At 79.2% G+C, this 4,998-nt stretch carries 3 protein-coding genes and 1 riboswitch; all 3 genes read left to right on the plus strand.

Annotation, left to right across the window (positions count from 1 at the left end):
- Positions 1–1,054 (plus strand): NsdA family TPR-like regulatory protein (locus ADK60_RS19700; RefSeq protein ID WP_053647691.1); only part of this gene is annotated, 1,054 nt, incomplete at its 5' end.
- A 173-nt stretch (positions 1,055–1,227) separates the two neighbouring features.
- Positions 1,228–1,351: riboswitch (SAM riboswitch) on the plus strand.
- Positions 1,352–1,385: 34 nt separating this feature from the next.
- The gene (locus ADK60_RS44910; protein ID WP_159394531.1) at positions 1,386–1,544 is read left to right on the plus strand and encodes a hypothetical protein; all 159 of its coding nucleotides are present in this window, start codon (positions 1,386–1,388) and stop codon (positions 1,542–1,544) included.
- A gap of 126 nt (positions 1,545–1,670) precedes the next feature.
- Positions 1,671–4,727, plus strand: a complete 3,057-nt coding sequence (locus ADK60_RS19705; RefSeq protein ID WP_079008530.1) for a helix-turn-helix transcriptional regulator — start codon at positions 1,671–1,673, stop codon at positions 4,725–4,727.
- Positions 4,728–4,998: the final 271 nt, after the last annotated feature.

Below are 4,998 nucleotides of genomic sequence, written 5' to 3' on the forward strand. Positions count from 1 at the left end.
CGCCCCCGTGCTGCCCGCCGGCCTCGCCGCCCACCTGCCCGACCGCCTCCCCGACTACGGGCTGCTCTGCCCCCTCCACGACGCCGCCGGCTGCGCCGTCCCCGCCGCGGCCGAGCTGGCCGCCCTGCACACCGCGTTCCGCGCCGCCGACCCCGACACCGCCGCCCCGGTCGACCCCGACACCGCCCACGCCCTGGCCGGCCTGCTCGCCGCCCACCTGAGAGCCGGCGACAGCCCCAGCGCCCCCGGCACCGCGGCCGTCGAGGACACCCTGCGGGTCGTGCTGCGCCGCCTCGCCGCCCACCCGGCCGGCCCCGGCCGCCGCCCGCTGGCCCGGCTCGCCGGCGAGTACGCCCACGCGGCCGGCGCCCTGCGGATGCAGGACGGCCGCAACGCCACCGCGATGGCCTGCTTCACCCGCGCCCTCAGCTGGGCGGAACTCGCCGGGGACCACGCCACCCAGGTGGCCGCGCTCAGCGACATGAGCTTCCTCGCCCGCCTCGACGGCGACCCGGAGGCCGCCCTCGGCTACGCCCGCGAGATCTCCCGGGTCGCCCCCGCCCGGCACTGGGCCGGTGCCATGGGCCAGATCGCCCAGGCCCGCGCCCACGCCATGACCGGCGACGTCCGCGCCACCGTCCGCCACCTCGGCCGCTCCCGGCTGCACCTCGACCACATCGGCGTCCACGACGAGTCCGACGCCGCCTGGCTCTCCATCGCCTCGATGCGGCTGCGGGTCGAGGCCGGGGCCGCCGCCGCCCTGCGCGACGCGGCCGCCGCCGTCGACGACCCCCGGCTGGCCCGCCGGGCCGTGGACGCCGCCGAGACCGCGCTGGCCCTGCTCGCCCCCGACCAACTACCCTCCGCCCGCCTGCTGTTCACCGTACGGGTGGCCGACTGCCATCTGCTCGCCCAGGATCCGCGGGCCGCCGCAGACCTGCTCGGGCCGGTGCTCGCCGCGGCCGGCGGCGGGGCGGACGGGCTGCCGCCGCTGGTCCGGCGCGAACTCGCCGGGCTGCGCCGCCGGCTGGCCGGGCACGGCCTGGCGGGATGAGCCCGGACCGGGCCTCCGACCGGGCCGCGGGGGCTGGCCGGGCCGGCCCCGGGCCGCACTGTGGCGGGCGTGTTGCGCGACCGTTGCGGCCCGTGGCGAACCGGCCGGTGGGCCGGATTCCGGTGCCCGCAGCCGATTGACGCACTCGCCGGGCGCTTCCTAGACTCGGGGGCGGCGAAGAGTGTCAGCCCCAAGGCCCCGGCCGGCTGACCGGCAACCCCCACACTGCGGTGGGGTGCCCCGGGGATAAGCCAGGTGAGGGTGCGTCCGACCGACGGACCGTCACAAGCGCGGTTTTGGGCCCGGGAGGGCGCGGGGGACGGAGAACGTCGTGGAACAGCGGGCAGGCGGACAGCGCGCCGGTTCGCAGCCGTCGTCGCTCATCGGTTCGCGTACGACGTCCGCCGCCCCGCTGCTCCGTGCCGGCCTCCGCCTGGTCGCCCGCCTCGACGTCGACCTGCTGCGGCGCGCCAGCTCCCTCTGTCGCTGAGCCGGTCGGCCGGCCGGGCGTCCCCGCCCGCCCCGGTCGGTCCGTCCGATTCCCTCGCCCACGAACCCGCGCGAGGAGGAGCGCCCAGCGGCCCGTCCTCCCGTGCGCCCTGCACCAGGAGAACGGATGTCCCCCCTTCCCGTGTCCCCGCCGTACGATCCGTACGATCCGTCGAGAACCCCGCCGGCCGGCCGCGAGTCCGAGTACCGGCGGCTGCACCACGCCCTCGACCGCTGCGCGGCCGGTGCCGGGAGCGTGATCGTGCTGCACGGTTCCGTCGGCAGCGGCCGCAGCGACCTGCTCTACGCCTTCACCGACACCGCCGCCGAGCGCGGCGTCCAGGTCCTGGTCGGCACCGGCTCGCCGCTCGAACGCGAGTTCCCGCTCGGCCTGGCCCGGCAACTCCTCCAGGGCGCCGACCTCGCCCCCGAGGAGGCCGCCACCGCCGAGGCCCTGCTCGCCGAGGGCGCGGCCTCCGGCACCGTCCCCGCCCCCTCCGACCGCCCCACCGGACAGCTCACCCAGCGTGTCCTGGAGGGCCTGTTCCGGCTGGTCCGCGGCCTGGCCGAACGCGCCCCCGTCCTGATCGCCGTCGACGACCGGCAGGACGCCGACCCGCAGTCCCTGGAGTTCCTGCTCTACCTGGTCCGCCGCACCCGGGGCACCGGCGTGCTCACCGTCCTCAGCTCGCGCGAGACCATGACCCCGGCGCACCCGCTGTTCGAGGTCGAACTCGCCCGCCAGCCGCACCACCAGCACATCCGGCTCGACCTGCTCAGCACCGAACTCGTCGCCGAAGTACTGCGCGCCCGCCTCGGCGCCGCGGCCGCCGAGCGGCACGCCGCCGAGGCGCACACCCTCACCGGCGGCAACCCGCTGCTGGTGCACAGCCTGGTCGGCGACCAGGAACGGGCCGGCAGCCCCGGCACCCTGGTCGTCGGTGAGGGCTACCGGCGCGGCCTCATGCACTGCCTGCACCGGGTCGACCCGCTCGCCCTGCACTACGCCCGCGGCGTCGCCGTGCTCGGCACCGGGGCCACCCCGGAACTCCTCGCCGAACTGCTGCTGCTCGCCCCCGACGCGCTGCCCCGGGCGCTGTACCTGCTGCACGCGGCCGGGCTGTTCCGGGACGGCGGCTTCCGGCACCCCACCGCCGCCGGGGACCTGCTCGCCGCGATGCGGCCGATCGAACTCGCCGCCCTGCACCAGCGGGCCGGCCGGCTGCTGCGCGCCGCCGGCGCGACGGCGGCCACCGTCGACGGGCACGCCCGGGTGGCCGAGGGGCATCTGCGCAGCTCGCTCGGACCGGCGCCCGCCGCCGGTCCCGGGGATCCCGGCGCGGTGCTGCCGGAGTTCGGCGGCGGCGGGGTGTGGGAGGTTCCCGGTCCCGGGGCCGCGGTGGCGGCGGACGCCGCTGCGGAGGGCACCGCCTCGACGGACGTCGCCTCGGCGGACGTCGCCGAGGACGAGGTCGCAGCGAAGGAGGGGGCCGCGGCGGAGACCGCCGCCACCGGCGGTTTCGGACCGGTACCGGCCCACGCGCTGCAGCTGTGGTCCGGCCCGGCGCCGGCCGGCCCCGCCGTCGAATGCGTCCCCACCCTCCCCGGCACCGTCACCGACGCCGACACCGCGCTGCGCCACGAACTCAAGCGCCTGCGCCACCACTTCTGGCACGGCCGGATCGACGAGGGCACCGCCGCGCTCGCCCGCTTCGAAGCCGTCCCCGGCCAGGCCGTCCACACCGAGGCCCTGCGCCACTGGCTCGCCTACTGGTACCCCGCGCTGCTCCCCAACCCCGCCCGCCGGACCGGGCCGCAGGACGGCGCCACCGCCGACCGGGGCGACGGCATGCGGCTGCTCGCCGCCCTCCTCGCCGGCACCGTTTCCCCCGAGGACGCCGTGGTCCGCGCCGAACTCGTGCTGCGCGCCGGGCGCCTCGGCGGAGTGCGCACCGAATCGCTCACCGCCGCGCTCACCGTCCTGCTCTACGCCGACCGCGCCGACCGGGCCACCCACTGGTGCGCCCCGCTCGCCGAACGCGCCGGTGCCCGCTGCGGCGCCCACTGGAACGCCCTGCTGGCCGCGCTGCGCGCCGAGGCGGCGCTGCGCCAGGGCGACCTGCGGAGCGCCGACGAGGCCGGGCGCGCCGCGTTCGCGCACGTCCGGCCGGAGGCCTGGGGCGTGGCCGTGGGGCTGCCGCTGGCGACCATGGCGGCCGCCCGCACCGCGCTCGGCCTGCACCAGGACGCGGCGCACTTCCTGGAGCTGGCCACCCCCGCGGGCCTGGAGCACACGCCCGCCGGCCTGCACCACCGGTACGCGCTGGCCGGTCACCGGCTCGCCCTCGGCCGGGCCGAGCAGGCCCTCGCCGACTACCGCGCCTGCGGCGACACCATGGCCCGCTGGGGTGTGGACCACCTGCCGGCCATCGCGCCCTGGCGGCTCGGGGCGGCCCGCGCCCAGCTCGCCCTCGGCCGGCCGGGCAGCGCCGCCGCCCTCGCGGACCAGCAGCTCGCCCGGCTCGGGCCGGTCGGCCACCCGAGGATCCGCGGCCTGGCGCTGCGGATCCGGGCGGCGGCGGGCGGACCGGCCGAGCGGACGGAGCTGCTGGAGCGCGCCGTCGCAGTGCTGGAGGAGGCCGGTGCGGAGTCCGAGCTGGCGGCGGCGCTGGGGGAGCTGAGCGAGGCCCACCAGCACGACGGCGACCCGGGCCGGGCCCGCCGGGCGGACCGCAGGCTGCGCCGGACCCCGGCACTGGCCGTGGTGCCGGTCCGGCCGGAGACGCCCGCGCCGGTGGCCCTGCCGCCGGTGTCGCTGCTGCCGGTGGCCCTGTCGCCGGTGGCCGGATCCCCGGCCGGGGCCGTTCCCGTCGCCGGAGTCCCCGTCGCCGGACCGCTCCCGGTCGCCGCTCCGGTCCCGGAGGGCACCGCCGGCGGGCTGTCCGAGGCCGAGGGCCGGGTCGCCGAGCTCGCCGCGCGCGGCCTGTCCAACCGGGACATCGCCCGCAAGCTCTACATCACCGTGTCGACCGTCGAGCAGCACCTCACCCGGGTCTACCGCAAGCTCGGCGTCCGCCGCCGGGTCGACCTCGCCCGGCTGCTCGGCCCGGTCCCGCCGGGCGCCGCCGACGGGACCCCGCCGCGCCCGGGCTTCCCCCGCCGGGCGGACCTGGTCGCCGGCTGAGGGCGGCGCGGCCCGCGCCCGTGTATCCACCGGGTATCGGGAAGCGCTCCACCCTGCGTCGGACCGCCGCCCCGGACGCCCCGGACACCGCCCCGCCCGGGGTGTCCGGGGCGCCGTCATGAGCCCGGGAGACCCGTCCGACCTGCGGATTCGCCCCGGGGCCCGGACGCGGGGCCGAGGCCGGGGGCCCGCTCGCGCGGCACCCGGCCCGCCCGCCGGCTGTCGTATCGTTCCCCTGGCGGCCCGTCCCCGTGCGCGGCCCGCCTCCCCC

Source organism: Streptomyces sp. XY431 (assembly GCF_001279805.1).
Taxonomy (GTDB): domain Bacteria; phylum Actinomycetota; class Actinomycetes; order Streptomycetales; family Streptomycetaceae; genus Kitasatospora; species Kitasatospora purpeofusca.